This window comes from Salinicola sp. DM10, assembly GCF_017306975.2.
Taxonomy (GTDB): domain Bacteria; phylum Pseudomonadota; class Gammaproteobacteria; order Pseudomonadales; family Halomonadaceae; genus Salinicola.
Genome location: NZ_JAFLEN020000001.1, coordinates 1,344,899 through 1,370,165, shown reverse-complemented (window position 1 = coordinate 1,370,165; position 25,267 = coordinate 1,344,899). Strand labels below are relative to the sequence as shown.

At 67.3% G+C, this 25,267-nt stretch carries 23 protein-coding genes; 8 read left to right on the top strand and 15 right to left on the bottom strand.

The features are described 5' to 3' along the window. Positions 1 to 34: 34 nt before the first annotated feature. From J0A90_RS06120 to J0A90_RS06105, 4 genes are read right to left on the bottom strand one after another with little or no spacing between them, the layout of a single operon-like run. Entirely contained in the window at positions 35 to 682 is a 648-nt protein-coding gene (locus J0A90_RS06120; RefSeq protein WP_207032401.1) for an FMN-binding negative transcriptional regulator, read from the bottom strand. Between the two features lie 2 nt (positions 683 to 684). Further along, the gene (locus tag J0A90_RS06115) at positions 685 to 1,443 is read right to left on the bottom strand and encodes a GNAT family N-acetyltransferase (RefSeq protein ID WP_207032399.1); all 759 of its coding nucleotides are present in this window, start codon (positions 1,441 to 1,443) and stop codon (positions 685 to 687) included. A gap of 13 nt (positions 1,444 to 1,456) precedes the next feature. Continuing rightward, the gene (locus J0A90_RS06110; RefSeq protein WP_207032390.1) at positions 1,457 to 1,924 is read right to left on the bottom strand and encodes a rhodanese-like domain-containing protein; all 468 of its coding nucleotides are present in this window, start codon (positions 1,922 to 1,924) and stop codon (positions 1,457 to 1,459) included. Positions 1,925 to 1,972: 48 nt separating this feature from the next. Further along, positions 1,973 to 2,443, bottom strand: a complete 471-nt coding sequence (locus tag J0A90_RS06105) for an N-acetyltransferase (protein ID WP_207032388.1) — start codon at positions 2,441 to 2,443, stop codon at positions 1,973 to 1,975. Positions 2,444 to 2,531: 88 nt separating this feature from the next. Here J0A90_RS06105 and J0A90_RS06100 point away from each other — a divergent pair, with 88 nt between their 5' ends. Next, positions 2,532 to 4,037 carry a PLP-dependent aminotransferase family protein gene (locus J0A90_RS06100; protein WP_207032386.1) on the top strand — a complete coding sequence of 502 codons (1,506 nt, stop codon included), beginning with the start codon at positions 2,532 to 2,534 and terminating at the stop codon, positions 4,035 to 4,037. A 7-nt stretch (positions 4,038 to 4,044) separates the two neighbouring features. Here J0A90_RS06100 and J0A90_RS06095 read toward each other — a convergent pair whose 3' ends face one another. Both J0A90_RS06095 and J0A90_RS06090 read right to left on the bottom strand, forming a co-directional pair. After that, complete coding sequence (locus J0A90_RS06095) at positions 4,045 to 5,409, bottom strand: mechanosensitive ion channel family protein (RefSeq protein WP_207032384.1); 1,365 nt, start codon at positions 5,407 to 5,409, stop codon at positions 4,045 to 4,047. Between the two features lie 146 nt (positions 5,410 to 5,555). Next, positions 5,556 to 6,059 (bottom strand): YchJ family protein, encoded by a 504-nt coding sequence (locus J0A90_RS06090; RefSeq protein ID WP_207032377.1) that lies wholly within the window; start codon positions 6,057 to 6,059, stop codon positions 5,556 to 5,558. A 284-nt stretch (positions 6,060 to 6,343) separates the two neighbouring features. On the opposite strand from J0A90_RS06090, the gene J0A90_RS06085 reads away from it, so the two are divergent. Both J0A90_RS06085 and J0A90_RS06080 read left to right on the top strand, forming a co-directional pair. Next, a complete protein-coding gene (locus J0A90_RS06085; RefSeq protein ID WP_035474140.1) occupies positions 6,344 to 7,057 on the top strand; it encodes a DUF3581 family protein in 714 nt (237 codons plus the stop codon). A gap of 131 nt (positions 7,058 to 7,188) precedes the next feature. Then, positions 7,189 to 8,085, top strand: coding sequence for an ion transporter (locus J0A90_RS06080; RefSeq protein WP_207032374.1), 897 nt, complete (start codon positions 7,189 to 7,191; stop codon positions 8,083 to 8,085). A 261-nt stretch (positions 8,086 to 8,346) separates the two neighbouring features. Here the strand turns inward: J0A90_RS06080 and J0A90_RS06075 are convergent, their stop codons facing one another. Then, complete coding sequence (locus tag J0A90_RS06075; RefSeq protein WP_207032366.1) at positions 8,347 to 9,378, bottom strand: histone deacetylase family protein; 1,032 nt, start codon at positions 9,376 to 9,378, stop codon at positions 8,347 to 8,349. A 443-nt stretch (positions 9,379 to 9,821) separates the two neighbouring features. Here J0A90_RS06075 and J0A90_RS06070 point away from each other — a divergent pair, with 443 nt between their 5' ends. Both J0A90_RS06070 and J0A90_RS06065 read left to right on the top strand, forming a co-directional pair. Beyond that, a complete protein-coding gene (locus J0A90_RS06070) occupies positions 9,822 to 10,163 on the top strand; it encodes a zinc ribbon domain-containing protein YjdM (RefSeq protein ID WP_035474136.1) in 342 nt (113 codons plus the stop codon). Positions 10,164 to 10,228: 65 nt separating this feature from the next. Next, a complete protein-coding gene (locus J0A90_RS06065; protein WP_207032364.1) occupies positions 10,229 to 10,720 on the top strand; it encodes a GNAT family N-acetyltransferase in 492 nt (163 codons plus the stop codon). A gap of 119 nt (positions 10,721 to 10,839) precedes the next feature. On the opposite strand, the gene J0A90_RS06060 is transcribed toward J0A90_RS06065, so the two are convergent. The 8 genes from J0A90_RS06060 to J0A90_RS06025 all read right to left on the bottom strand — a co-directional run bounded on the left by J0A90_RS06060 (position 10,840) and on the right by J0A90_RS06025 (position 20,004). Further along, entirely contained in the window at positions 10,840 to 11,628 is a 789-nt protein-coding gene (locus J0A90_RS06060) for an ATP-binding cassette domain-containing protein (protein ID WP_207032363.1), read from the bottom strand. After that, the gene (locus J0A90_RS06055; protein ID WP_207032354.1) at positions 11,625 to 12,683 is read right to left on the bottom strand and encodes an ABC transporter permease; all 1,059 of its coding nucleotides are present in this window, start codon (positions 12,681 to 12,683) and stop codon (positions 11,625 to 11,627) included. Before J0A90_RS06055 ends, J0A90_RS06060 begins: the two co-directional genes overlap by 4 nt. Before the next feature lie 236 nt (positions 12,684 to 12,919). After that, positions 12,920 to 13,942: a sugar ABC transporter substrate-binding protein gene (locus J0A90_RS06050; RefSeq protein ID WP_207032353.1), complete on the bottom strand. Its 1,023-nt coding sequence runs from the start codon at positions 13,940 to 13,942 to the stop codon at positions 12,920 to 12,922. 235 nt (positions 13,943 to 14,177) lie between these two features. Continuing rightward, positions 14,178 to 14,630 (bottom strand): cyanase, encoded by a 453-nt coding sequence (cynS, locus tag J0A90_RS06045; RefSeq protein ID WP_207032351.1) that lies wholly within the window; start codon positions 14,628 to 14,630, stop codon positions 14,178 to 14,180. Positions 14,631 to 14,682: 52 nt separating this feature from the next. Beyond that, complete coding sequence (locus J0A90_RS06040) at positions 14,683 to 15,495, bottom strand: formate/nitrite transporter family protein (protein WP_207032349.1); 813 nt, start codon at positions 15,493 to 15,495, stop codon at positions 14,683 to 14,685. Between the two features lie 125 nt (positions 15,496 to 15,620). After that, a complete protein-coding gene (locus J0A90_RS06035) occupies positions 15,621 to 16,112 on the bottom strand; it encodes a nitrite reductase (NAD(P)H) small subunit family protein (RefSeq protein ID WP_207032347.1) in 492 nt (163 codons plus the stop codon). Then, positions 16,109 to 18,697 (bottom strand): nitrite reductase large subunit NirB, encoded by a 2,589-nt coding sequence (gene nirB / locus J0A90_RS06030; RefSeq protein WP_233076531.1) that lies wholly within the window; start codon positions 18,695 to 18,697, stop codon positions 16,109 to 16,111. The genes J0A90_RS06035 and nirB overlap by 4 nt, the downstream gene beginning before the upstream one ends. After that, positions 18,694 to 20,004 (bottom strand): NAD(P)/FAD-dependent oxidoreductase, encoded by a 1,311-nt coding sequence (locus J0A90_RS06025; RefSeq protein ID WP_207032345.1) that lies wholly within the window; start codon positions 20,002 to 20,004, stop codon positions 18,694 to 18,696. Before J0A90_RS06025 ends, nirB begins: the two co-directional genes overlap by 4 nt. Before the next feature lie 712 nt (positions 20,005 to 20,716). On the opposite strand from J0A90_RS06025, the gene J0A90_RS06020 reads away from it, so the two are divergent. The 3 genes from J0A90_RS06020 (at position 20,717) to J0A90_RS06010 (ending at position 25,250) form a co-directional block, all read left to right on the top strand. Then, positions 20,717 to 23,584, top strand: a complete 2,868-nt coding sequence (locus J0A90_RS06020) for a nitrate reductase (protein WP_207032335.1) — start codon at positions 20,717 to 20,719, stop codon at positions 23,582 to 23,584. Next, positions 23,577 to 24,488, top strand: a complete 912-nt coding sequence (gene cobA, locus J0A90_RS06015; RefSeq protein ID WP_370635762.1) for a uroporphyrinogen-III C-methyltransferase — start codon at positions 23,577 to 23,579, stop codon at positions 24,486 to 24,488. The genes J0A90_RS06020 and cobA overlap by 8 nt, the downstream gene beginning before the upstream one ends. Before the next feature lie 141 nt (positions 24,489 to 24,629). After that, positions 24,630 to 25,250, top strand: coding sequence for a TetR/AcrR family transcriptional regulator (locus J0A90_RS06010; protein ID WP_207032332.1), 621 nt, complete (start codon positions 24,630 to 24,632; stop codon positions 25,248 to 25,250). Positions 25,251 to 25,267: the final 17 nt, after the last annotated feature.

Here is a 25,267-nt window from a genome sequence, read left to right as displayed (position 1 = left end):
GGCGAGGTCCAGCGGTGCGGGGGGCGGGCGCTGATCAGTGGCGTTCATCGGTCTCTCTCCATCCACTCAGGCAGCGCGCCGTGGCCTCGTCGAAGCCGCGCTCGTCGATCAGGCCGCGCTGGATCGCCACGCGTTCGGCATCGGATTTGTGCTGGCTCGCCTTGCGCTGGCCGTCGAGCCGCTCGATCACCAGCTCGACGCCGACGATGCCGCGGCGCAGGCCGTCGATGAAGCCTGCAGGCGCGTCCTCGATCGACCAGGGGTGGGCGCGATCCTTTTCGAAGTGGTCGGTCAAGGCGGCCACGGTGTCGCGCAGCCAGCTCGCGTCGTCGATCAGGCGTAGCGTGCCGTGGGCGTGGACGACCTGATAGTTCCAGGTCGGCACCACGCGGCCGTGCTCACGCTTGGCGGGATACCAGCTGGGGGTGATATAGGCCTGGGGGCCATGGAAGATCGCCAGCGCCGGGCGGTGCGCGGCGCCAGCGGCCAGCGGGTTGGCGCGCGCGACGTGGCCACGCAGCACACCCAGGGGCGCACCCTCGCGCTCGGCTATCCGCAGCAGCGGCAGGTGGTCGGCCAGCCAGCCGTCGGCATCCTGGGTGATCAGGGTGGCGAAGGGGGCGCGTGCCATGGCGTCCAGCGCGGTGCTGTCGTCGAGTCGAAAGGGCAGCGGTCGGTGCATGCTCAGGCCCTTGCCGAGACGTCGAGTGGTGCTCGGAAACGCGCCAGTGGCTGGCGCTGGGCCCCCGCCGAGGTGAAGTTATCCGGGGCGAGCCACTGCTGGTGCGCGGCGTGAAGCGCGGGCCACTCATCATCGATGACCGAGAACCAGGCGGTATCGCGGTTACGCCCCTGAACCACCCGGTGCTGGCGGAAGACGCCTTCGAGGCGGAAGCCGAGGCGTTCGGCCGCCCGGCGCGAGGGGGCGTTGAGCGCGTCGCACTTCCACTCCAGGCGCCGATAACCCAGGGCGAAGGCGTGCGCCATCAGCAGCATCAGCGCCTCGCTTGAGAGCCGGCTGCGGGCCATGCGCGGCGAGAAGTTGAGATGGCCGATCTCGATCCGGCCGTCGTTGGGCACGATGTTGAGATAGGTGGCCATGCCCACGGCGTGGCCGTCGTGGGGATCGATGATCGCGTAGCACCAGGGGTCCTGGCCCGCGCTCATGGTCTCCAGCCAGCGGCGGCAGCCGGCCTCGTCGGCGAACGGGCGGCCGCCGAGATAGGTCCAGCGCGCTTCGCCCTCGCGGTCATCGGTGAGGGCCGGATCGGGATGGCGCCACGCCTGCCACAGCGAGGCCGCGTGGCGGGGCGCGTCGAGCGGCTCGAGCCGGCAGTAGCGCCCCGTCAGCACGCTATGGTCTGGGCGATGCGCAGGTTGCCAGGCATCCACCGGCAGACCGATCGGCTGGCCGTGGCGGTTCTCGGTGCAGGATGATGACATCGGGGCTCTCTCCTCAGCAGCCGCAGGCAGCGAGCTTGGCGTCGGCCAGGGAGCCCGGCTCGGGGCCGCTGGCGAGGGGGTGCCCGTCGCGCTGCCAGAAGTCCAGGCCGCCCAGTAGCTCCTTGACCGTGAAGCCCGCCGTGGCCAGCTTGAGCGTGCCCCAGGTCGAACCGTTGCAGCCGATGCCGTCGCAGTAGCAGACGTAGACCCGATCCCGCGCCAGCGCCGCCAGGGTGGTGGGGTTCATCTCGACGTGCGGCAGGCTGATGGCCCCGGGGATGTGCCCGGCCAGGTAGTGCGCCCGCGAGCGGGTATCGATCACCACCAGCGCCTCGATGGCGTTGGCCAGATCCTGGGCCAGATCCCAGGCGTCGGTGTGCAGACCTAGCTTGTCGCGCATGGCCGCGGCGGAGATCGCGGGCTCCGGGGGCGGGATTTCCAGCACCCGAGAGGTCGGTTGGGGCGTTGCGGCGTCGTTCATGAGGCGGTCTCTCCATCGGCAGGCGTGGCGTTATTCAACGGTCCGTATTCAACGGTCCGTATTCAACAAATAAGTGAAGAAGGCCTCGTCGCGCTGCCAGCCGAGGGCCTGGTAGCGCGACTGCGCGGTGTGGTTCTCGACCTGGGTCCGCAGCATCAACTGGGTCACGCCGTGGTCGCGGGCGAGCTGGCGTGCCACCCGCAGCAGATCGCTGCCCATGCCCTGGCCGCGCGCCTCGGGGGCGACGAACAGATCGTTGAGGATCCAGCGCACCGCCAGGCTGGTGGTCGAGGGCACCGGAAACAGTTGCACGAAGCCGTGGGCGCTGCCCTGGGCATCGCTCGCCAGCAGCAGATGGGCGTCGCCGTTGGCGAAGCGCTGAGTGAGAAAGGCACACGCACCCTCCAGGTCGCCGGGCTGTTGATAGAAGCGCCGGTAGGCGTCGACCAGCGGTGCCAGCTCGGAGATGTCCGCGGCGGTGGCGAGGCGAATCGGGGTCGCGAGATCGAACGTTGGCATGCTGGGCTCCGGGGCAGTGACTTGGGGTCAGTGTGGCGGCATAGTGGTTCTCCGGTAAGAGCCAGTTATCACCATATTGGGGGAACCAGTGGCGGCATCCCAGGCGCATCAGCTGTGGATCATCGAAGCGATCGGCTTGAAGCTCGCCGCGTCGGCGTCTCATATCGATTCCCCCAACGCTTCCCTCACGCTGGGCCAGCGGCTCTATGCGGCGCTGCGCGAATCGATCCAGAGCGGGGCGCTGGCGACGGGTAGCCAGTTACCGGCATCCCGGCGGCTGGCCGCGGCGCTGGGGATCGGACGCAACACGGTGCTGGGGGCGGTGGAGCGACTCGTGGCCGAGGGATTTCTCCAGGCGCAACCGGGCTCGGGGGTGTTCGTCGCCGAGTGGCAACCGCCGCCGCCGGCCCCACGTGGCGGGAGCGACGTGCTGCCGCCACTCTCTGAGCGTGGCACACGCATTCTCGATTTCGAACGCACCCTGAGCGGCCGCCATAGCGCCTTCGCCCCCGGTGTTCCGGCGCTGGATCGCTTCCCGCGGGAGCGCTGGCAGCGGCTGCTGCGGCGCCACCAGCAGCGTGCGCCGACGGCGTGGTTCGACTACCAGAGTCAGGGCGGGGTGAGCGCGCTGCGCGAGGCGCTGTGCGACTACCTGCGGCTGTCGCGCTCGGTGCGCTGCCATCCCGGGCAGATTCTGATCACCCAGGGCGCCCAGCAGGGCTTCGAGCTGGTGGCCAGGCTGCTGGCGGATGTCGGCGATACGCTGTGGATGGAAGAGCCCGGCTACGGCGGTGCGCAATCCTGCTTCGTCTCGGCCGGGCTCGCGCTCGAACCGGTACCGGTGGACGCCGAAGGGATGAACGTGGCGGCGCTGGCGGCGGACACGCCGGCGCCGCGGCTGATCTATGTCACGCCGTCGCACCAGTACCCCTGCGGGGTGACGCTGCCGTTGGCCCGGCGCATGGCGCTGCTGGCCCTGGCCCGGCGCCACCGGGCGTGGATCATCGAGGATGACTACGACAGCGAGTTCCGCTATGCCAGCGCGCCGATCGCCTCGCTGCAGGGGCTGATCGAGGAGGCTCCGGTGATCTATGTGGGCACCTTCAGCAAGGTGCTCTATCCGGGGCTGCGGCTGGGCTATCTGGTCTTGCCGGGGGCGCTGGTCGAGCCGTTCCGGCGCGCCAACGCGCGCCTGCACCGGGAGGGGCAGTACCTGGTACAGGCGGCGCTGGCCGACTTCATCGGCGAGGGCCACTTCGTGCGCCACGTGGCGCAGATGCGCGAATGCTATCGCCAGCGCCAGGCCTCACTGCGTGAGGCATTGGCGCCGGCGGTGGCGCGTGGGCTGGTGCTCTCGGCGGGGCAGGCGGGCATGCATCTGGTGGCGCGGCTCGACACCCTCGATGAGGAGCGCACGCTGGTCGAGCAGGCCGCGGCGGCGGATATTCTGCTTTCGCCGCTATCGCAATACTATCTGCGTGCGCCCGTGCAGGCCGGGCTGGTGCTCGGCTATGCCGGGGCGACGCCGGCGGAGATCGCGCGGGCGGGCGGATGGCTGGCGCGGCGCTGGTTGGCCCTGCGCGGGGCGGGCTGACGTCGGTTCAGGCATCGGCATCGCCGGAGCCTGCGTCATCCTCGCTCGGCCCGGGGCGGGCACGGGTGCGTCGAGCGCGGGTGTCGCGACGGGCCTCTTTACGATGTGTTTCTTCGCGATGCGTCTCGTCGCCTGACGTTTCTTCTGCTCTCGTCTCGGCGGCATGCGAGCGCTCGCCACCGGCTGCGCTGTGCGTCTGGTCGCCACCGTGCGCGGCCGCGTCGCCATCGCCGTCGCGGCGTATGCCGACGCCCTCGGGCAGATAGAGTCGGGAGGCGGGCAGGGCCAGCTCGGCGCCATGCTTCTCGATGATGTCGCGCACCTTGAGCAGGATCTCCTGCTTGATCTCGTGGAAGCGCTGCCAGTCGGTCTCGCGGGTGAAGGCATAGAGCATGATCTCCAGCGCGTACTGGCCGAAGGTGGTGAAGTTGACCGTGATCAGTTCGTCCTGGTCGATCTCGTCGTGGTGCTTGAGCAGCTGGCGGATATCGCCAGTGATCGCTTCGATGGCGCCGGCATCCTGATAGCGCAGGCCCACGGTCTCCCACAGCCGACGGTTGACCATGCGCGTGGGGGTTTCCACCGAGATCTGGCTGAACCAGGCATTGGGTACGTAAAGCGGTGGCCCGGCGAAGGTGCGGATGGTGGTCAGGCGCCAGCCGATATCCTCGACCATGCCCTCGATCTCGCGGTCGGGGGAGCGAATCCAGTCGCCGACCACGAACGGCTTGTCCAGATGGACCACCATGCCGCCGAAGAAGTTGGCCATGACATCGCGCGCGGCGAAGCCGATCACCAGACCGCCGAAGCCGCCCATGGCAAGGATGCTCGACATCGACACACCGAGTATCTGCAGCCCGATCAGGATCAGGGTGACGATCAGTACCGCGCCGACGATCTTGGTCAGTGCCGATGCCGAGGTTTGATCCACCGGCCGCGCCCGGCAGTTGACCGGCGGAAACACCAGGCGCTGTTCGAGTCGCCGGATCAGGCGGATGCCACTCCAGGCCAGCAGCAGCAGGGTGATCAGGGCGCCGCTCTTGAACAGGAAGCCGGTGAGTGCGGTGACCCCGAGATGCGCGCCGATCACCCCGGTGCCGATCATCAGTGCGCTGATCCAGATCCACCAGCGCAGCGGCAGGCGCAGGGCGTGCAGGAAAGGGTCGTCCCAGCGCCGCGGCGAGCGCACCAGACGCTGCTCCAGCCGGCCGAGGACGAAGTAGAGCACCAGGTCGACGACCGCGGCGAGCAGCACGATGGCGATCGGCAGCAGGATCCACCCGGGCAGGCCGAGCCAGTCGCTCAGGCGCTGCTGCAGGTGGGCCAGGGTTTGCGTAGAGAGTGTCTGCGTCGCGTCGTCCAGAGTCTTCATCTGCCTGCGGTATCTGCCATCGTGTCTGCCGTTCTGGGCCCCATGGGGGCGAGGGGGAACGGCGGCGCGTATCGAGTAAGCAGCCTAGTCGCGCCCTGGCGTGCCTGCCAGCGTACGCTTCTGCCCGGGCAGGGGCGCGCCTCTGATCAGGGATGGCAGCAGCGCTTGGCCTTCTTGCCGCTGCCACAGGGGCAGGGGGCGTTGCGCTGGGGGGCGTTGCCCGCGGCGACGGGGTCGATCTCGCCGTCCAGGTAGCGCCAGCGCCCCTGGCGACGGCGGAAGCGCGAGCGCTCATGAAGCACCGACGCCGACGCGCCGGATATCGCGTTCAAGGGCCGGTAGTGCGCCTTGAAGGTGACCGTGCCCTGGCTGCCGCGGGTACTGCTCTCGAGGATCTCCAGGCCCAGCCAGTCGCAGTCGCGCTGGTTGAGCAGCTCGGGTGTCAGAGTGTCACGGGTATCCGGGTCCCAGGTGTGATACAGATAGTGTCCGAGGTTGCCGATTGCAAAAGCCGAATAACGCGAACGCATCAATGCCTCGGGCGTGGCCGGCAGCGTCTCACCGCGATGATGCGGCTGGCAGCAGTCGGCATAGCCGAGGCCACTGCCGCAGGGGCAGGGAAACGTCGCGGGCGGCGTGGTCTGGGGCATGGCGGCATCCTGGTGGGCGCGGTGATCGAATCCGGGGGCTGTCGTGACTGGGCGCAGAGCTCTCGCGGCGCGCGCCGAAGGCCTTCGCCAACATCGTTCGCTGCGGCGTCTCTTGCTGCGCTAACGACACGATGTCGTGGCCGCGATGGGAATCTCGCCGGACCCTGAGCTATTATTTGTCGCAAAACGTTAATGCGGCGCTGAACTTGGAGATGGCTTGTGGTAAAAAGCGCGTCTTGATCAATGCTCCGGAGCCAGTCACTCGACGTGTAGGTCGATTGCCCATGTTTCTCGACGAGTTTCATTCTACCGACGCCGGCCACTTTTGCATCTCTGCGGAGCAGGCCAGCCGGTTCGCCCGCGAAATCGCCGGCGATTACAATCCGATCCACGACCCCTGTGCGCGGCGCTTCTGCGTGCCCGGCGATCTGCTGTTCGCGCTGGTGCTGTCGCACTACGGGCTGTCGCAGCGGATGACCTTCCACTTCTGTGGCATGGTCGGCGACCGCGTGCCGCTGCACTTCGTCGAGGATGGTGCCGGCACGGTGAGCGTCGAGGACGCTGCCGGCAAGCAGTACCTGCGCGTCGAGCGCGAGGGCTGGACGCTGCGCGACCCGGCTACGGTGGAGACGTTTACCCGGCGTTACGTGGCGTTTTCCGGGCGCAATTTCCCTCACTATCTGAAGCCGCTGCTCGAAGACAAGGGCGTCATGTTCAACCCCCAGCGCCCGCTGGTGATCTACGACAGCATGGGCTTCAGCCTAGAAGACCATGACCCCTGTGACCTCGATCTCGAGTTCGCCGGGGCCGAGCTCGACGTCAAGGGCAAGCGCGGCGAGGCGCTGCTCGAGTTCCGCATGCGCTGCCAGGGGCGTGCGGTGGGTACCGGCTCCAAGAAGCTGGTGATCAGCGGCTTGCAGGCCTACGACGCGGAGAAGATGGAGACCTTCGTCACCAACTTCACCCAGCTCAAGGCCGCCAACCCCTGCTCCGCCTGACGGGTGAGCGTGGCCCGAGCGTGCCTGCCCGGCTTCGGTGCCAGCCTGCGCGGCTTGGGCGCGAGCCGCTCGGCGTCGGCTGACGCGCTCGCGGCGCTGACATTTCCATCGTCATCGTCAGCGGATGATCCATGAAACAGCACGTCTCTCCCTTCCAGCTCTTCGTGCTGGCGATGTCGTTCTACGTGCTCGCGGCACTGTTCGCGAGCGCCTTCCTGACCCTGCCACCGGAGATCGAGCGGCTGATCGGCTACCTCGACTATGTCGTCTGCGCCGTCTTCTTCATCGATTTCTGTCTGCGCTTCCACCGTGCACCGAACAAGTGGCGCTATATGCGCTGGGGCTGGCTCGATCTGCTTTCATGCATCCCGGCCGGTTGGTTCCAGGCCGCGCGCCTGGCGCGGGTCGTACAGGTGTTGCGCATTCTGCGCGCACTGCGTTCGATGGAGCTGATCTGGCAACTGCTGTTTCGCAACCGCGCCGAAGGGGTGCTCGCCTCCGTCGCCACCGCGACCGTCCTGCTGGTGGTGGTGAGCGCGGTGACCGTACTGCTGGTCGAGGCCCCCGATCCGCACAGCCCGATCAACACCGCCGAGGATGCGCTGTGGTGGGCGATCGTCACGGTGACCACCGTCGGCTATGGCGACTACTATCCGGTGACCACCCTGGGGCGTGTCGTTGCGGTGCTGCTGATGGTCTGTGGGGTAGGGCTGTTCGGTAGCTTCGCGGCCTATGTCAGCTCGCTGTTCGTCGAGGATCAGGGCGAATCGGAGTCGCGCCAGCACAAGGCCAACCGGCGCATGATGCGTCACATGATCGAACAGGTCAGTGAGCTACAGGCCGAGATCGAGGCGCTGCGCGGCGAGCTGCGCACGCATCGCCAGGAGCTGGAGGCGCATCATCTACCTGTCGAGCCGGCCAGAGAGACCGCTGGTCCAGCGCCCGATGCTCAATCAGCGCAAGACGCTCAATCAGCGCAAGACGCAGCGTCAGGGGAAGGTGCGTTCCGAGGGCCGAAACGGCGATGATGTTGGGAAGCAGGCGTTGTATTGCGCGTGAAATATAAGGGTGCTAATCTATTCCTCGTTGAATAGAGCATCGATTGCGAATTACTCGGTAATCGTCGTCCTATTAGCAGTCGTTCGAGTCGCGTCTGAGACGCATCTCCTAGGTAACACCCCGCCTCGCCCGCGCATCCCCCCTCTTGCGCGGGCTTTTTTTATGCCTGAAAGTTTTATGCCTGAAAGGGGGGGCCATTAGCCTTGAATGGGGCACCTCAGGACGACGTATCAGCCAGTGTCGAAGCCGCTGAGCACATTGACCACGTTGACCCCGATCTCTTCCACCGCGTAGCCACCTTCGAGCAGGAACACCGTGGGCAGGCCGGCGCGCTTGAGCAGGCCGCCGTAGTCGCTGAAGTCCTCGCTTGCGAGGGTGAACGAACTGATCGGGTCCTGGGCGAAGGTATCGACCCCCAGGGAGACGATCAGCAGCTCGGCGCCGAACGCCTGAATGCGCGCCAGGGCGTCTTCCAGCGCCTGGCGCCAGCGCGGGTAGCCGGTACCCGGCGCCAGCGGGTAGTTGAGAGTGAAGCCCTCGCCGCGGCCGCTGCCGGTCTCGTCGGCATAGCCCAGGTAGTAGGGGAACACCAGCGCCGGGTCGCCGTGGATCGAGGCGAACAGCACGTCGTCCCGGTCGTAGAAGATCTCCTGGGTGCCGTTGCCGTGATGGAAGTCGACATCGAGAATGGCGACCCGCGCGACACCTTGGTCACGGGCGTGCTGGGCGGCGATCGCGGCATTGTTGAAGAAGCAGTAGCCGCCGAACTGATCGCGGGCGGCGTGGTGGCCCGGCGGTCGGCACAGCCCGAAGGCGCCACCGCCGTGGGCGAGCACCTGGTCGGTGGCGGCCAGCGCGATGTCCTTGCTCGCCAGCGCGGCGCGGAAGGTACCGGCGCAGACCGAAGTTTCCGCCGCCAGCGCGTAGTAGCCGAGACGGCCTTCGAGATTCTCGGGAATACGGTCGCCGCGCAGCGTGCGCGCCGGCCAGATACTGGGGATCGGCTCGCCGCCGTGGCCTTCGGCCTGCCAGTTCTCCCAGAGGGTTTCCAGGAACTCGACATAAGCGCTGTCATGGATCTCGAGCACGCCGTCGAGCCCGCGGCGCTCGGGCTCACGTACCTCACCCAGGGCCGCCGCATGAATCCGCGCGAGAATGATATCCACCCGTTCGGGACACTCGAAGGGCGTCACCAGCTGGCCGCCGTGCAGTTCGCTGCGGGGATGGCGGAGCTGGGTATCGGCGGTATGGAAGGTCAGCATAGGGACTCCTCTGGGCGGGTGAAGACACGGCAGACGCCGAAAAAGGGATACCGGTCGCGCGCGACCGGTGCGCCCAGCATAACCCGGGCAGGCCTCGCCGTGCGGCTCGCTGACACTGATCCGGGCGCGCGACAAAGCGTCGCTGCCGGCCCGCGGCGCTGGGCAGGGGCATGCGCGGGGATTACAATCGCGCCCCAATTACTAGGCACTGCCTGAAAAGTACTGCGCTCGCCCATGCGGCGTTAAAAATCGGCTGGAACGCCAGCCCGGTCAAAAATGCTCATTTACACCCCGTAAACTGGAGCGCCAGCCCGGTCCGTTTTCGCCGATTTTTGCCTTGCCTGGCCTTCGCTCGTCGACTTTTCAGACAGCACCTAGAAAGCCCCTACGCGCGCCTACCTCGACAATGTTATGAGGGCGTCGCCATCTCCATGGATCTCGATATGAGTCAGTTGCCCCCCTGCCCGCAGTGCGCCTCGATCTACACCTACGCCGACATGCGCCTCTACGTCTGCCCCGAGTGCGGTCACGAATGGTCCGGTGAGGCCGAAGAGGAGAGCACCAGCGACACGCCCGCGATCGTGGATGCCAACGGCACGCCGCTGGCCGACGGCGACAGCGTCACCGTGATCAAGGATCTCAAGGTCAAGGGCTCTTCGCTGGTGGTGAAAGTGGGCACCAAGGTCAAGAGTATCCGCTTGGTCGACGGCGATCACGATATCGACTGCAAGATCGAGGGTATCGGCGCCATGAAGCTCAAGTCGGAATTCGTCAAAAAGGCATGAGCCGAGGCCAGCCGCCGGGGCTGGCCGTGCTAAGGTCGGACATCCCACGCCACCAGGAGTCAAGGATGTCTCAGCCACTGCCCGAACTGCGGCGCCTGCGCCCGGATTCTCCCCATCTCGATACGCTGGCGCGTTGGACCTACGCCGCCTGGGGCGCGCTCTATCCCGAGGAGAGCTGGCCGCAGTGGCGTGACCACCTGCGCCGGCAGTGCGGCGAGCAGGGCGTGCCCTCGGTGTTCGTCGCCATCGCCGAGGAGGCGGGGCGTGAGATTCCGGTGGGGACGGCCAGTCTCACCGAGAGCGATCTGGACTCGCGTCCCGAGCTGACACCGTGGCTGGCCTCGGTGTTCGTGCCGCCAGCGTGGCGCGGGCGGGGAATCGCCTCGGCGCTGGTCGAGCGCGTGGCCGAAGAGGCGCGCGTGGGCGGCTGCCCCGGCTGCTATCTGTATACGCCCGACCAGCAGGCGCTCTATGCCCGCCTGGGCTGGCAGACGCAGGAAGAACTCGACTACCGCGGCGAGCGGGTCACCCTGATGTGGCGTGATTGTGGGGCATGAACGCCGCGCATGACCCTCATGCGTGGCTGTTGCGCGAGGACGTGGGGCGTGGACGAGGCGCGTGACGGCCGGCTCGATTTGCCGCCGCCATCGCGCCGCCCGATCTGACCCATACCCTCTCAGGCCGCCAGCCCCGCCTCCGGCGGTGCCTTGGCGCCGGTCATGATGGCCACGGCGTCCGAGGGCGAGATCGCCTTGGGGTCGACCACCGCGATACGCCGGCCGAGCCGGTGGATATGGATCCGGTCGGCCACCTCGAAGACATGCGGCATGTTGTGGGAGATCAGGACGATCGGTAGACCGCGCGCTTTGACCTCGCGGATCAGATCCAGCACGCGGTTCGACTCCTTGACGCCCAGCGCGGCGGTGGGCTCGTCCATGATGATCACCTTGGCCGCGAACGCCGCGGCGCGCGCGACCGCCACGCCCTGACGCTGCCCACCGGATAGCGTCTCCACCGCCTGGCCGATGTTCTGAATGGTCAGCAGACCCAGCTCCGCGAGCTTGTCGCGGGCGAATGTTTCCATCGCCTGGCGATCGAGCATGCGCAATACCTTGCCGAGCACGCCCTTGCGGCGAATTTCTCGGCCCAGAAACAGGTTGTCGGCGATCGACAGTGCCGGTGACAGCGCCAGCGTCTGGTAGACGGTCTCGATACCGGCGTCGCGAGCCTGTATCGGCGTGGCGAACTGCACCGGCTGGCCGTCGAGCCGAATGTCGCCCGAATCGGGGATGACCGCGCCGGAGAGCGCCTTGATCAGCGTCGATTTGCCGGCGCCGTTATCGCCGATGACGGCGAGGACTTCGCCGGGATAGAGATCGAAATCGCTGTGGTCAAGCGCGGTGACCGGGCCGTAGCGCTTGGTCAGACCGCGGGCCGAGAGGATGGGTTGGGTTGTCGTCGTCATGCTGAAGCCTTCCGAATCCATTGGTCGGTCGCGACCGCGATGATGATGAGCGCCCCGACGGTGAGCTGTGTCCACTGCGGGTCGGTGCCGAGCAGCCGCAGCCCGAGGGAAAACACGCCGACGATCAGCGCGCCGAACAGGGTGCCCAGAATCGACCCACGCCCGCCGAACAGCGAAGTACCGCCGATCACCACGGCGGTGATGGCATTGATGTTCTCCAGTTGGCCCGCCTGCGGCGACACCGAGCCGATACGCCCGATCAGGGCCCAGCCGGCCAGGGCGCAGATCAGCCCGGTGACCACATATACCGACACCAGCACCCGCCCGGTACGAATGCCCGCCAGCATGGCTGCGTGCTTGTCGTCGCCGACGGCGTAGACATGCCGCCCCCAGGCGGTCTTGTTGAGCGCGTACCACAGCAGGGTGGAGATCACGAGCATGAGAATCACGCCGTAGGTGAAGACGGCATGACCGATATGGAAGGTGTTACCGAAGAGATGCAGGATGGGCGCGGTCTGGTCGATGTCCTGGCTGCGCACCGTCTCGTTGCCTGAATAGATGAAGGTGATCGCGCCGAAGATCGACCAGGTCCCCAGCGTGACGATAAAGGGGGGCAGCTTCACCCGGGCGACCAGTAGCCCATTGACCAAACCGCAGAGCCCGCCGGTCGCCAGCCCGGCGAGCACCGCGACGAACCCCGGCACGCCGTAGTGCATGGCGAACTGGCCCATGACCACCGAGCTCAGCACCATGATCGCCCCTACCGACAGATCGATGCCGGCGGTGAGGATGATCAGCGTCTGGCCGGCGCTGACGATGCCGGTGATCGCCACCTGCTGGAGGATCAGGGTCAGGGTGAATGCCGAGTAGAACTTCGGGCCGAGGAGCGCGGCGAACACCACGGCCGAGACGGCCACCACGATCATCGGTACGGCCGCCGGGTTGGCGTGCAGGAAGTGTTGGAGGCGCTGGGCTGGCGTGTGCCGATACGTATCGGACGGCGGTACCGCGCCGTCGGATGGCGCCGCCCGCGCCGAGCCGGATGCGTTACTCATATAGCCGCTCCTTGCGACTGGGCGCGGATTCGCGCGCATCTCCACTGGAATCGACGCGTAGCGTGTCGAAATTTATTGGAACCGGTTGCGTCACGGTCACCTACTTACCGGTTCCGGTTGGGCGCATGGGATTTCTGATCGATGGCTATCCATCAGATGGCAATCCCTGACGCGCCGGCATGGTGCTCGTCACTGCCGGCGCATGGCCATGAAAAGCCGTCGCTCTTGGCGTGGCGCTAGCCCCAGCAGCGCTTCAGGCCTTCCTCGGTACTGATCGAGTCGACGCCTTCGACCGGATGGTCGGTGACCAGATTGACCCCGGTGTTGATGAAGTCCAGCCCCGGGCTGTTCTGGGGTTTCTCGCCGGTGTCGACGTAGGTCTTGACCGCCTCGATGCCTTTCGCCGCCATCAGTAGCGGGTACTGCTGCGACGTGGCGCCGATGATGCCCTCCTGGACGTTCTTCACCCCCGGGCAGCCGCCATCGATGGAGACGATAGTGGCCTGATCCTGCAGCCCCACCGCCTTGAGGGCCTGATAGGCGCCGGCCGCCGCGGGTTCGTTGATGGTGTAGACCAGGTTGGTGCTGGGGTCCTTCTGCAGCAGGTTTTCCATCGCCGTGCGCCCGCGATCCTCGGCACCGTAGCTCAGGTCGTGGCCGACGATGCGCGGGTCGTCCTCGTCACCCCAGCGGTTGGGGTCCTTGATATCGATGCCGAAGCCCTGCATGAAGCCCTGGTCGCGCTGTACGCCCACGGATGGCTGACTGACCGCCAGATCCAGGAACGCGATATGAGCTTGCTTATCGCCCATGTGCCGCTTGGCCCACTCGCCGATCAGCTTGCCGGCCTCGAAGTTGTCGGTGGCGAAGGTCGCATCGGCGGCGCTGGTCGGCTGCAGCTTGGTATCGAGGGCGACGATCATCAGGCCAGCCTGACGCGCCCTCTGGATCGCGGGAAGGATTGCCTTGGTGTCGGAAGGGGTGATCAAGATGCCGTCGACGCCATCGGCGATGCAGGTCTCGATGGCCTCGACCTGACCCTGATTGTCGCCATCGTACTTGCCGGCGTAGGTCTTCAGAGTGACTCCCAGTTCGGCCGCCTTCTGTTCGGCGCCTTTCTTCATGGTCACGAAGTAGGGGTTGGTATCGGTCTTGGTGATCAGACAGGCGCTGACATCCTTGGCGAAGGCGGGGGAGGCGAGTAGCGCGGCACTCAGCGCGCTGCAGCACGCCAAAGTTTGGATACAGATTTTTTTCATCGAAAACACCTGTGTCGCGATCGAGTGTGATTACGTTGTCATGGTGACTCGGTCCGGCTCGCTGGACGGCCAGATACCTGACGGCACAGGTTCGATTTGGCTTTTAGTGTGATTTTTTGTAAATAAGGCAAAGGTCTCGTAACAGATGGTATGAGAAATCTCCTACCTTCCTCGGTGCAGGATTGGTGGGTGCCGGCCTCTCCGCCGGCATGCGCGGAGGCCGGCGGGCTTTGTCTCACCAGCTCTTGTAGGGCAGGAACTTGCCGTTCAAGGTCACCACCACGCGATCTCCCTTGGGATTTTCCTCTCGCTCCACTGCCATCTCGAAGTCGATGGCGCTCATGATCCCGTCGCCGAACTTCTCCTGAATGACGTCCTTCAGCGTCGGCCCGTAGACGCCGACGATCTCGTAGAGCCGGTAGATCAGCGGATCCTGGGGGATGGCCTGGTCCCAGGTCTTGGTAGGGAAGGCTTCGAGCGCTGCTGTCACCTCTTCACCGAGCGCATCACTCAGACCCAGGGCCTGGGTGATCCGGCGCGCGCTTTCCGCTGGGGCGCTGTTCATGCCGTAGCAGGCCGAGGCGACCCACACCGGTGAGTGGCCGCTGGCCGCGGCCAGGTCGTCCCAGCTCAGGCCCTGGCGCGCCTTGGCGGCCATCAGCGTGTGGTGCATTTCCAGCTTGTCCATGGGGTGTCTCCTGGGGTCGATACGTGCGCCGCCGTCGCCGGCGGCGGGTGGGTCAGATCAGGTCGCGCTTGGGGCCGGTACGCACATGGGTGGCGTAGAGGGTCAGACCGGTGAAAGCGATACCGCCGGCCAGATTGCCCAGCACCGTGGGGATCTCGTTCCAGATCATGTAGTCCATGACCGAGAAGCCGCCACCCATGATCATCGCCGAGGGGAACAGGAACATGTTGACGATGGAGTGCTCGAAGCCCATGTAGAAGAACAGCATGATCGGCATCCACATGGCGATCACCTTGCCGCTCACCGAGGTGGATATCATTGCGCCGACCACGCCCATCGAGACCATCCAGTTGCACAGCATGCCGCGCACGAAAATGGTGAACCAGCCGGCCAGGCCGTACTGGGCGTAGCCCAAGGTGCGTGCCTCACCGATACCGGCGATCTTTTCGCCCACCGCGCCGGGGCCGATGGAGAAACCGTAGGTGAGGATGAAGGCCATCATCAGCGCCACCGTCAGCGCGCCGCCGAGATTGCCCAGGAAGACCCAGCCCCAGTTGCGCAGCACCCGCTCGACGGTGACGCCCTGGCGCCGATCCAGCAGCGCCAGCGGGGTCAGCATGAACACCCCGGTGAGCAGATCGAAGCCCATGAGATAGAGCATCACGAACCCCACCGGGAACAGGATCGCGCCCAGCAGCGGCTGGCCGGTCTGCACCGTGATGGTGATCGCGAAGGCCGCGGCCAGGGCCAGGATGGCACCGGCCATGTAGGCGCGGATCACCGTGTCGCGGGTCGACATGAAGATCTTGGATTCGCCGGTGTCGACCATCTTGGTGACGAATTCGGCGGGCGTGAGATAGGACATGGGGCTTTCCTCGCTTGTTGTGATTTGTCGTTGTTGTGAATCGTCGTTACAGGAAAAGCGTTTACTGCTGGGTACAGCCAGTTGCACCGGGCGCGTGCGGCAGTCGGTCGTGACGACCGCGGCGCTCAGGATCGGGTATCCGCCTCGAGCAGCACGACGTCATCGCCACGCAGGGCGACGGGCCAGGTCTGCAGGCGCTGTTCGGGGTGCTCCAGACAGACCCCGTCACGCAGCCGGAAGTGCTGCTTGTAGAGCGGCGAAGCGACCACTCGCTCACCCTGGAGCTCGCCGATGATGCCGCGCCCGATCACATTGGCCCCCGAGAAGGGGTCGCGGTTGTCGACCGCATAGAGGCAATCGCCGGCAGCGTCCTCGGGCTGCCTGGAACGATCGTCGGCAGCGTCGGGCCGACTGGAAAGGCCGGCAGCGTCCTCGGGCTGTCTGGAACGATCGGCAGCGTCGGGCCGACCCGGTAAATAGAAAATCGCGATCTGATGGCCCGCGTACCAGGCCACCACGCCCGAGTGCGCCACCAGATCGGCCCGCGTGCAGAGCCGCACGCAGTGTGGCAACGAGCGTTGCGCCGTGGGCGATGCCGCCAGGGTCGAGAGGCTCATGAGCTCACCTCCACCGTCAGCGAGGCGATCTCCTCGTCACGCGCCGGACGTGGCTGATCACGCTCCTCCACGCTGACGATATCGGGGTCGGGGCGTTGGTCGTTGACGAAGGTGCGGAAGCGCTTGAGCTTCTCCGGGTCCTTGAGCGCGCCGGCCCACTCGCACTCGTAGCGGTCGACCACCTGCTGCATCTGCGCCTCCAGCTCGGCGCCCAGGCCGAGGCTGTCTTCCAGGATGACCTGCTTGAGATAGTCGAGGCCGCCATCGAGGTTCTCGCGCCACACCGAGGTGCGCTGCAGCTTGTCCGCGGTGCGGATGTAGAACATCAGGAAACGGTCGATGGTGCGCAGCAGCGTGGCATCGTCGAGATCGGTGGCGAACAGCTCGGCGTGGCGCGGGCGCATGCCGCCGTTGCCGCAGACGTAGAGGTTCCAGCCGTGCTCGGTGGCGATCACCCCGACATCCTTGCTCTGCGCCTCGGCGCATTCGCGGGTGCAGCCGGAAACGGCGAACTTGAGCTTGTGCGGCGAGCGCAGGCCCTTGTAGCGATTCTCGATGGTCAGCGCCATGGCGACACTGTCCTGTACGCCGTAGCGGCACCAGGTGCTGCCGACGCAGGATTTCACCGTGCGCGTCGACTTGCCGTAGGCGTGACCGGTCTCGAAGCCGGCCTCGATCAGCTCGCGCCAGATCTCGGGCAGCTCGTGGAGCTGGGCGCCGAACAGATCGATGCGCTGGCCGCCGGTGATCTTGGTATAGAGCGCATACTTCTTGGCCACCGCGCCGATGGCGATCAGCTTGTCCGGGGTGATTTCGCCGCCGGGGATACGCGGCACCACCGAGTAGGTGCCGTTTTTCTGCATGTTGGCCATGAAGGTGTCATTGGTGTCCTGCAGCGGAATCAACGACGGCTCGGCGATCGGCGCGTTCCAGCACGAGGCCAGGATCGAGGCCACCGCCGGTTTGCAGATGTCGCAGCCCAGATGCCCCTTGCCGTGGCGCGCGTGCAGTGCCTCGAAGCTCTCGATGCCCTCGACGCGCACTAGGTCGTAGAGCTCCTGACGGGTATGGGCGAAGTGTTCGCACAGGCTCTTGTCGACGGCGATGCCGCGGCTTTCGAGTTCATGGTCGAAGACCTGCTTGAGCAGGGCGGTGCAGCCGCCGCAGCCGGTGCTCGCCTGGGTCTCGGCCTTGAGCGACGCGAGATCGGTGCAGCCCTGGGCCACCGCCTGGCACACCGCGCCCTTGGTCACGTTGTGACAGGAGCAGATAGCGGCGCTCTCCGGCAGCGCATCGGCCCCCAGCAGCGGCGCGCCCTCGCCCTGGGGCAGGATCAGACTGGCGGGGTCGGCGGGGAGGGGAATGGCATTCTGCACGTACTGCAGCAGGGTGTCGTAGTAGCCGTTGTCGCCCACCAGTACCGCGCCGAGGGCGCGCTTGCCGTCGGCGGAGACCACCAGGCGGCGGTAGCCGTGGCCGGCCTCATCAATGAAGCGATAGCTCACCGACCCCTCGGTGGTGGCGTGGGCGTCGCCGATCGAACCCACGTCGACGCCGAGCAGCTTGAGCTTGGTCGACATGTCGGCGCCGCTGAAGGGTTCGCAGACATCGTCCAGACAGCCGGCGACGGTGCGCGCCATGGTGTAGCCGGGGGCGACCAGGCCAAAGATCCGGCCGTTCCACAGCGCGCACTCGCCGATGGCGAAGATCGCCGGATCGGAGGTGACGCAGGTGTCGTCGATGACGACCCCGCCGCGTTCGCCGACCGCCAGGCCGCACTCCCGCGCCAGCCTGTCCTGCGGGCGGATACCGGCGGAGAACACGATCAGATCGGTCTCCAGCCAGGTGCCGTCGGTGAAGTCCATGCGATAGCGGTGGTCCTCGCCGGCCACGATCTCGCGGGTGGCGCGATCCACGTGCACGCCGACGCCGAGCGCCTCGATTCGTGCCCGCAGCGCCTGGCCGCCCTCGGCATCGAGCTGCACCGGCATCAGGCGCGGCGCGAACTCGACCACATGAGCCTCCAGCCCCAGCGACTTGAGCGCGTTGGCCGCTTCCAGCCCCAGCAGGCCGCCGCCGACCACCACCCCGCGGGGTGCCTCGCGCTGTGCCAGCGACGCCGCCGCGGCACGAATCTGGTCGAGGTCATCGAGGGTGCGGTAGACCAGCCGGGCGTGGCCGCTGGCGTCTTCCGCCGGGGTCGGAATCGGCGGTACGAAGGGGTAGGAGCCGGTGGCCAGGATCAGGCGGTCGAAGGGGTAGCGGCCGACGGCGCTGACCACCTCGCGGCTCTCGCGATCGATCGCGCTGATGCACTCGCCCAGGCGCAGCTCGATGCCGTGGCGGGCGCAGAAGTCGGCATCGCCGAGCGCCAGTGATTCGGCATCGCTGCCGCCGAAGTAGTCGGAGAGATGCACCCGATCGTAGGCGCGGTGGCGCTCCTCGCCGAACACGGTGATCGCATAGTGCTGGTGAAGGTCACGGGCGACCAGCTGCTCGAGGCAGTAGTGGCCGACCATGCCGTTGCCGATCACGATCAGGCGTGCCGGGGCATCGGCTGCCGGTGTGGTAGCGTCGCGTATCATGCCGCTTCCTCCTGGGTCGGTTGGGCCTCTGTGGCCAGGTGGCGTTCGATATCGCGCGGGCCGAACAGCAGTGCCTCGCGACAGAGAGACAAGGGCGTGCCCGCCTGGGCCAGGGCGAAGAGCGCCGGGCCGGCGGCGGTGTCGCCGTAGAGCAGGGCGCCGATCAGACGCGAGTCGCGCAGCAGCAGCCGGCGATAGTCGCCATGTTCGGCGTCGGCATAGGTGAGTACCTCGGTGGCGGCGTCCTCCGCCTCGGCCGGGCCGAAGGCGTAGAGCGAGATGCCGGCGACCTTGAGCCGGGTGGCGCAGTCGTGCCGCTCATAGCCGGGCGTGGTGGCCTGGCCCGGGGCGTCGGCGCACAGATGCGCGGCGAGCACCTCGACCTGCTGCCAGATGGGTTCCACCAGCCCCACGGTGGCGCCCTCGAATTCACAGCACTCCCCCAGCGCATGGATGCGAGGGTCGCTGGTGGTGAGGTGGGCATCGACGCGAATGCCGCGAGCGACGTCGAGCCCGGCGCGTCTGCCCAGCTCGCTGTGGGCCTCGATGCCGGCGGCGATGACCACGCAGTCGGCGGCCAGCCGGCGGCCGTCGGCGAGGGTCACCGCGCAGACGTTACCCACGGCGTCGCCTTCACAGCGCGCCAGGGTGACGCCGGTCAAGAGCGTCAACCCGCGCTGGGCCAGGGCCTGCGCCAGCCAGTCCGCGGCGGTGCGGTCCAGCTGCCGGTTCATCAGCCGTTCGCTGCGCTGCAGCAGGGTCACCTCGAGGCCGCGCCGGCGCAGACCCTCGGCGGCTTCCAGGCCGAGCAGGCCGCCGCCGACCACGATGGCCTTGCGCCCCGGGGGCTGGGCCGCGAGCCAGTCGGCGTCGTCGAGCGTGCGGAAGGCGCCGACGTTGCCCAGTTCGATGCCCGGAATCCGGGGCATGGCCGGGTGCGAGCCGGTGGCCAGAATCAGGCGGTCATAGGCAAGACGCTCGCCCGTTTCCAGCGTGACCTCGCGGGCGGCGCGGTCGATGGCCGTAACGCGCTGGCCCAGGCGCTCGCTGACGCTGACGTTGCCGCGCGTCTCGGCGATCTCCAGATCCAGCGCCGGCCGCGCGATCTCTCCGGCCAGCCAGGGCGACAGCAGCACCCGGTTGTAGGCGGCGGCACGCTCTTCACCGATCAGGGTGATCTGGACATCGAGGCGGCAGCGCGTGCGCAGCGTATTGAGCAGGCGATGTCCGGACATGCCATTGCCGACGATGATCCAGCGCCGGGGGCCTGTGTTCAGGGGCTCGGCAGGCTGTGCGGTCTCTCTCATCTCATCCTCCCTTGGCGGCGGGTAAGCCCCATACAACGCAAAAAGGCGCCTGATGACGCGAAGGAGAAGCTCCGCGGCATCAGGCGCCTTTGCCTGAATCTGAATGGGCCTGAATCTGAATGGGCCTGAATCTGAATGGGCCTGAATCTGGATCGGTTAACACGCAGCGCGACCGCCGTTGGCCGCTGCTGCGTTGATCCAAGCGAAGCGCATGCCAGCGTGCCGATATCACCGCCGATTCAGTGGGTTGATATCAGGGAGGGGAGGGCGGCAGCGGGTCTCGGCAAGCGAGGTTGGGCCTTGACGGTGCAGCAACTGCGTCGACTGCACCATGAGTTGACATCGGCGTGCGGCCAGATCGCGCCGAGTACGCCGGTTGCGCCTCGTCGAGCGGGGTAGGGTATTGATAAACAGGCAAAAACGTCGAAAAGGCGCGGTTATTGCGGCGTAAACGAGCAGTGGCGCTATCGCCCGCTGCGGCGGGTATCGACGCTGCCGACACGCGGCCAACGCGAGCCGCACGACCATGACACAGTATCCGTGGGCTCGAGGCAGGGCACGCGGTACGGGCAACGAGGCCCGACACCAGGCTACGGCTTGGGGTCGGGCCTTTTTTTGTGCCCCATGTTGTGACCACCAGCCCTGACGCGAACGCCCCGAGCAGCGTCAGGCGCCGCCGACCACTGCTGTTGGCGCATCGAGGGAGGAGTTCATGCCGCTATCTCGAACTGCATCTCAACCCACCTCGCAAGCGACGCCCCGAGCCGCTGGCGCCGGCGACGTGATCGGTGATGGCACCGACACCTGCCCGCCTTCCAAGGGCACCACCACCTGCCCGCCTTCCCAGGGCACCACCACCTGCCCGCCTTCCAAGGGCACCACAACTTGCCCTTATTGCGGCGTCGGCTGTGGTGTCGATATCACCTTCAGCGACGGCAAGCCGTCGGCGGTGGCGGGGACGCGCAGCCATCCGGCCAATGGCGGGCGGCTGTGCGTCAAGGGGAGTGCGCTGCACGAGACGCTCGGCCATGACGGGCGGCTGCTGTATCCGCAGGTGGATGGCCAGCGGGTCGACTGGGACAGCGCGCTCGATACCCTCGCCGAGCGGCTAGCGGCGACCCAGCGCGAGCATGGCCGGCAGTCGGTCGCTGCCTATCTCTCCGGCCAGCTGTTGACCGAGGATTACTACGTCGCCAACAAGCTGTTCAAGGGCTTTTTGGGCACCCCCCACGTGGATACCAATTCGCGGCTGTGCATGGCCTCGGCGGTGAGTGCCTACAAACGTGCTTTCGGGGCCGACGCCGTGCCCTGCTGCTACGCCGATCTGGAGTGTGCCGAGCTGGTGGTACTGGTGGGCGCCAACCCGGCCTGGAATCATCCGGTGCTCTACCAGCGGCTGAAGGCGGCCAAGCAGCGCAATCCGCTGCTGCGGGTGGTGGTGATCGACCCGCGGGTCACCGACAGCTGCGAGATTGCCGATCTCTATCTGGGGATCGCCCCCGGCAGCGATGCGCGTCTGTTCACTGGCCTGCTGGCGTGGATGGCGGCCAGCGGGCGGCTCGACCGCCCCTATCTCGAGCGCCACACCCAGGGGTTCGAACAGACCCTGTCCGCGGCGCGGGAAGACGATGTCTCGCTCGCGGCCATCGCCGCCGACTGCGATATCGACCCGGAGCGTCTGGAGACCTTCTACTACTGGTTCGCCAGCCAGCTGCACGTGGTCACGCTCTACTCCCAGGGCATCAACCAGTCGAGCAGCGGCAGCGACAAGTGCCAGGCGATCATCAACTGCCATCTGGCCGGCGGCAAACTGGGCCTGCCCGGCGCCGGGCCCTTCTCGATCACCGGCCAGCCCAATGCCATGGGTGGGCGCGAGGTCGGCGGTCTGGCCAACCAGCTGGCAGCACACATGGATTACGACTCGCCGGGGGCGATCGAGCGGGTGACGCGCTTCTGGCGCACGCCGGAGCTGACGCCGCGCCTGCCCGAGGGTCCGGGGTTGAAGGCGGTGGCGCTGTTCGAGGCGATCGAGCGCGGCGAGATCCAGGCGCTGTGGATCATGGCCACCAACCCGGTGGTCAGCCTGCCGCGAGCCGACCACATCAAGCGCGTTCTGGCCGCCTGCCCGCTGGTGATCGTCTCCGACTGCCTGGCCAACGCCGAGATCCTGGAGGTGGCGGATATCGTGCTGCCGGCCACCGGCTGGTCGGAGAAGGATGGCACCGTGACCAACTCGGAGCGCTGTATCTCGCGCCAGCGCGGGCTGCTGCCGCCACCGGGGGAGGCACGCCACGACTGGTGGGCGCTGAGCCAGGTCGCCGCCCGTCTGGGTTACGCCGACGCGTTCGCCTACCGCCATCCGGCGCAGATCTTCGCCGAGCATGCCCGGCTCTCGGGGTTCGAGAACGGTGATAGCCCCGCCGGCGCGGAAGAGGCCGATAGCCCCTGGCGGGTCTTCGATATCTCGGGCCTGGCCGATCTCGACCGTGAAGGCTACGACGCCCTGGCGCCGATCCAGTGGCCGGTCAACGCAAGTGCCCCGGCGGGCACGCCGCGGCTGTTCGTGGATGGCCGTTTCGCCACGCCCGACGGTCGCGCGCGGCTACTGCCGGTGCGCCCCCGTGCCCCCGCACAGGCGCTCGCGGCGCGCTATCCCTTGCGTCTCAATACCGGGCGCATCCGCGATCAGTGGCACACCATGACGCGTACGGCCCGCGCGCCACGCTTGATGAACCATCGCGCCGAGCCGTTCGTCGAGATCCACCCGCGGGATGCCGCCGACGCCGGCATCCAGGATCAGCAGCTGGTCGAGCTGGCGGCACCCGGTGGGTGCTATCGGGCCCGTGCGCGCCTGGCCAAGGCGCAGCGCCGCGGTGAGCTGTTCGCACCAATGCACTGGAACGCGGCCTTCAGCGGTCGTGCCAAGGTCAATGCGCTGATCCAGGCCCACGTCGATCCGCTCTCCGGGCAGCCCGAATCGAAGCACGGCGCGGTGGCGCTGCGGGCGCTGCCGCTGGCCTGGGAGGCGACGCTGCTCGTCGCCGACGATCTGGCGATGAGCATCGATCCGCGCCCCGGCTGTGACTACTGGGCGCGCATTCCGCTCGCCAACGCGCTGCGCTGGCAGCTCGGCGGTGCCCCGGAGAGCGCCGGGCGCGACTGGCTGGCGTGGCTGGCGGCCGAGCTGCCGGTAGCGGTCTCCCAGTGGAGCTGTGACGCCGCCCAGGGGCGGCTGCGCGCCAGCGGTATCGAGGCCGGCCGGCTGCGCTGGTGGCTGCTGGTCGGGCCGCCGGCGTCGCTGCCCGCGCTGCACTGGCTCGAGCAGCGCTTCGCCCGCGGGCTCGAGGGCGATGACCGGCGACGTGTCCTGGCCGGCTGCGACAGTGGCGCCGAGGATGACGGCGCCATCGTCTGTAGCTGCCATCAGGTCGGCCAGCGGCGCATCGTCGCCGCGATCCGTGCCGGCGATACCAGCGTGGAGGCATTGGGAGCGCGGCTCGCCTGCGGCACCCAGTGCGGCTCCTGCCAACCCGAATTGAAAGCGCTGATCGAAGAGGAGAGCGCCCATGTCGATGCCTGAACTCAGTATCCACGATTCCCGTTTCGGCGCCCGCTGGGCGCGGCTGTGGCAGCGCGGCCGCCAGTGGCTGATGCCGGAGACCGCGCGCGGCGTCGACCTTGCCGGTATCGGTGGTATCGGCACCTCTGCCGCCTGCCCCCACGGGCGTGTCAGCCTGGTCGGTGCCGGCCCGGGTGCTGCGGACCTGTTAATCCTGCGCGCCGCCCGGCGGATCGCCGAGGCCGAGGCGGTGGTCTACGACCGCCTGGTCGGCGACGACGTGCTGGCACTGTTGCCGGCGGGCTGCGAGCGCTACTACGTGGGCAAGGCGCGTGGCCACCACAGCGTGCCCCAGGCGGAGATCGGCGCGCTGCTGGCGAGACTGGCCGCTGCGGGCAAGCGGGTGGTGCGTTTGAAGGGCGGCGACCCGGGGGTCTTCGGGCGCATGGGCGAGGAGCTGGCGGCACTCGCCACGACCCGAGCCGAGGTCGAGATCGTCCCCGGGCTCACCGCCGCCTCGGCGGCCGTGGCGGCCATGGGTATCCCGCTGACCGACCGCGCCCACGCCCAGCAGCTGCGCTTCGTCACCGCCCAGCTCTGCCGGGAGCAGGGCACGCCGGACTGGGCCGCGCTGGCGCGGCGCGACGAGACGCTGGTGTTCTACATGGGATTGTCCAAGGTGGCGGCGATCTGCCACGGTCTGCGCGCTGCCGGCCTGCCCGATGACTGGCCGATGATGCTGATCAGCCACGCCTCGCTGCCCGAGCAGCAGGCGCTGGTGGGCACCTTGGCGGACATGCCCGCACGGCTGGCCGAGTCGCCGCTGCCGTCGCCCTGTCTGATCGTGGTGGGTAGCGTGGTGGCAATGACGCACACCTCGCCCGCCGCGCCGACGCCCGCGGTCGCTACAGCCCACGCTGATTGAGGCGCGTGTTGCCCGAGACTCGCCATGGGCCGCTTTTGGTGTCTGCCTCGGGGGCGAGGACGAACACCGGCTGACGTCTCACCGCAGACGCGATGATAGACTGGTCGCGCAGCGGAGAATCGACGGGGTCAGAGAGGTGGCATGGCCAAGCAGAAGGGAGAAATTCGCCAGCGCAATGTCGAGAACATTCTGCTGGCGGCGGAACGGGTGTTCGCCGAAAAGGGGTATGCTGGCGCCTCGATGGGCGAGATCGCCCAGCTGGCCGAGATCCCCAAATCCAACGTGCACTACTACTTCTCGACCAAGGGGGAGCTGTACCGCGAGGTATTGCTGGGCCTGCTCGAGGTCTGGAAGCAGGATGCGCTGTGCTTCGAGCTCTACGACGACCCGCGCATCGTACTGTCGACCTATATCCGCGCCAAGATGCTGCATTCGCGCAATCGCGCCGCCGGCTCCAAGGTCTGGGCGGCGGAGGTGATGCAGGGCGCCCCGGTGCTCGGCGACTGTTTGCGCGACAACCTCTACGAGTGGGCCAAGCTCAAGGAGGCCAAGATCCGCGAGTGGATCGAGGCCGAACGCATCCTGCCCGTAGAACCCTCCTATCTGCTGTACATGATCTGGGCCTCGACCCAGCACTACGCCGATTTCGACCACCAGATCTACCTGCTCAACGACGATGCCCCGCTCGACGATAGGCAGTTCGAGCGTGCGGTACAGACCGTGACCAGCACCCTGCTGCGGGGGATCGGGTTGTCGCCCTGAGTGCGCCTCCTGTTCGT

Bases quoted from the DNA above. Each gene is read 5' to 3' on its own strand.
- J0A90_RS06120 (WP_207032401.1), bottom strand. From the start codon at position 682: ATGCACCGACCGCTGCCCTTTCGACTCGACGACAGCACCGCGCTGGAC.
- J0A90_RS06115 (WP_207032399.1), bottom strand. From the start codon at position 1,443: ATGTCATCATCCTGCACCGAGAACCGCCACGGCCAGCCGATCGGTCTG.
- J0A90_RS06110 (WP_207032390.1), bottom strand. From the start codon at position 1,924: ATGAACGACGCCGCAACGCCCCAACCGACCTCTCGGGTGCTGGAAATC.
- J0A90_RS06105 (WP_207032388.1), bottom strand. From the start codon at position 2,443: ATGCCAACGTTCGATCTCGCGACCCCGATTCGCCTCGCCACCGCCGCG.
- J0A90_RS06095 (WP_207032384.1), bottom strand. From the start codon at position 5,409: ATGAAGACTCTGGACGACGCGACGCAGACACTCTCTACGCAAACCCTG.
- J0A90_RS06090 (WP_207032377.1), bottom strand. From the start codon at position 6,059: ATGCCCCAGACCACGCCGCCCGCGACGTTTCCCTGCCCCTGCGGCAGT.
- J0A90_RS06085 (WP_035474140.1), top strand. From the start codon at position 6,344: ATGTTTCTCGACGAGTTTCATTCTACCGACGCCGGCCACTTTTGCATC.
- J0A90_RS06080 (WP_207032374.1), top strand. From the start codon at position 7,189: ATGAAACAGCACGTCTCTCCCTTCCAGCTCTTCGTGCTGGCGATGTCG.
- J0A90_RS06075 (WP_207032366.1), bottom strand. From the start codon at position 9,378: ATGCTGACCTTCCATACCGCCGATACCCAGCTCCGCCATCCCCGCAGC.
- J0A90_RS06070 (WP_035474136.1), top strand. From the start codon at position 9,822: ATGAGTCAGTTGCCCCCCTGCCCGCAGTGCGCCTCGATCTACACCTAC.
- J0A90_RS06065 (WP_207032364.1), top strand. From the start codon at position 10,229: ATGTCTCAGCCACTGCCCGAACTGCGGCGCCTGCGCCCGGATTCTCCC.
- J0A90_RS06060 (WP_207032363.1), bottom strand. From the start codon at position 11,628: ATGACGACGACAACCCAACCCATCCTCTCGGCCCGCGGTCTGACCAAG.
- J0A90_RS06055 (WP_207032354.1), bottom strand. From the start codon at position 12,683: ATGAGTAACGCATCCGGCTCGGCGCGGGCGGCGCCATCCGACGGCGCG.
- J0A90_RS06050 (WP_207032353.1), bottom strand. From the start codon at position 13,942: ATGAAAAAAATCTGTATCCAAACTTTGGCGTGCTGCAGCGCGCTGAGT.
- cynS (WP_207032351.1), bottom strand. From the start codon at position 14,630: ATGGACAAGCTGGAAATGCACCACACGCTGATGGCCGCCAAGGCGCGC.
- J0A90_RS06040 (WP_207032349.1), bottom strand. From the start codon at position 15,495: ATGTCCTATCTCACGCCCGCCGAATTCGTCACCAAGATGGTCGACACC.
- J0A90_RS06035 (WP_207032347.1), bottom strand. From the start codon at position 16,112: ATGAGCCTCTCGACCCTGGCGGCATCGCCCACGGCGCAACGCTCGTTG.
- nirB (WP_233076531.1), bottom strand. From the start codon at position 18,697: ATGATACGCGACGCTACCACACCGGCAGCCGATGCCCCGGCACGCCTG.
- J0A90_RS06025 (WP_207032345.1), bottom strand. From the start codon at position 20,004: ATGAGAGAGACCGCACAGCCTGCCGAGCCCCTGAACACAGGCCCCCGG.
- J0A90_RS06020 (WP_207032335.1), top strand. From the start codon at position 20,717: ATGCCGCTATCTCGAACTGCATCTCAACCCACCTCGCAAGCGACGCCC.
- cobA (WP_370635762.1), top strand. From the start codon at position 23,577: ATGCCTGAACTCAGTATCCACGATTCCCGTTTCGGCGCCCGCTGGGCG.
- J0A90_RS06010 (WP_207032332.1), top strand. From the start codon at position 24,630: ATGGCCAAGCAGAAGGGAGAAATTCGCCAGCGCAATGTCGAGAACATT.